This window comes from Bacillus sp. 05T31, assembly GCF_056396725.1.
Genome location: NZ_JBFTMA010001045.1, coordinates 1 through 1,041 on the forward strand (window position 1 = coordinate 1; position 1,041 = coordinate 1,041).

Consider the following 1,041-nt stretch of genomic DNA (forward strand, 5'->3'; position numbering starts at 1 on the left):
CCCTAGCTCTTTGTAAATAAACCTCATCTAGTTGTAACACATTTTTTGCAGTCACTATTTTATCGCTAAACTTTATCATTTCACCATCAATATTCAACTGACGTAAACAGTGTACTTGTTCTAATTGCACCCATAAAGCAATTGTTAAATCATCTGTAGTATCCTTAAATGGATTTTTTGTATAATCTGAGGCAATAATGTGATACCCATCTTCACGTTTGGATAGAACAAAAATAGACCAACCAACTTGTATAGAAAATCCATCAACTAATTTGTTATCTTCTACTTTAGTTAGCAAATATAATAACTTTTCTATCTGGGGGTTTAAATGTTCTTCTGCTGTAGCTATTATCTTTTTACCACCTATATTTTTAACTATTGTTTTCAATGGATTGTAACCTCTCTTTTATTGATTTTTTCAAAGCTTCTCTAGACGCTGCTTCACGTTCTAACATTTCTAGTCTTATAATTTCGGGAACCTTACCGTATTTAGGATGCCCTGGCCATGTACTCCAATCTTTTGCATTCTTAGAAGCATTTGTTGGTTTTCCAAGTCCAACAAAGTTTACATCCATATTAAGCACTTCTATTTGTTGTTCTCTCGGTAATAGGTCAAAACCTTCCATGTCCGTTATTTCTTTCATCGAAACAATATGGTCAGCTTCAAGTTTTTCAACTTCATAACCATATACAGGGTCAACTTTGGGTACATCTGTATTTACGTTTTTTCTTATCCTATCATTATTTTTTAATATTAATAGGAAATTTATATTGTATTTACACTACATTAATATTTAATTGTTAAAATTTCACATGTGGTAAAATGATAAATTGACGGAAACGGAGACGAAGTAATGGCACAGACACGGTCGAACTTATACGAAATATCAGTAAATGGTTCACCGCAATATAAAGTGAAAAATTCAAAAAGCAGTGTCTTCTATATTACAGCTAGTTCAACATATGTAGAGGTATCATAGAATAAAAACGCCGATTCCAATTAAGGATTCGGCGTTTTTTTATTGTTAAGATGTTTAGAAT

The 1,041-nt window shown here is 31.8% G+C and carries 2 protein-coding genes and 1 pseudogene; 1 reads left to right on the forward strand and 2 read right to left on the reverse strand.

Going from position 1 to position 1,041, the window contains the following annotated elements; all coding sequences use genetic code 11:
- Together AC1DJR_RS31165 and AC1DJR_RS31170 are read right to left on the reverse strand one after the other, a co-directional pair.
- Nucleotides 1-388: pseudogene (locus AC1DJR_RS31165) on the reverse strand (immunity protein Imm33 domain-containing protein); the annotation flags it as partial.
- The gene (locus tag AC1DJR_RS31170; protein WP_429688124.1) at nt 372-644 is read right to left on the reverse strand and encodes a hypothetical protein; all 273 of its coding nucleotides are present in this window, start codon (nt 642-644) and stop codon (nt 372-374) included. The pseudogene AC1DJR_RS31165 and the gene AC1DJR_RS31170, both read right to left, overlap by 17 nt.
- A gap of 210 nt (nt 645-854) precedes the next feature.
- Here AC1DJR_RS31170 and AC1DJR_RS31175 point away from each other — a divergent pair, with 210 nt between their 5' ends.
- Nucleotides 855-980, forward strand: a complete 126-nt coding sequence (locus tag AC1DJR_RS31175; protein WP_429688123.1) for a hypothetical protein — start codon at nt 855-857, stop codon at nt 978-980.
- Nucleotides 981-1,041 lie beyond the last annotated feature (61 nt).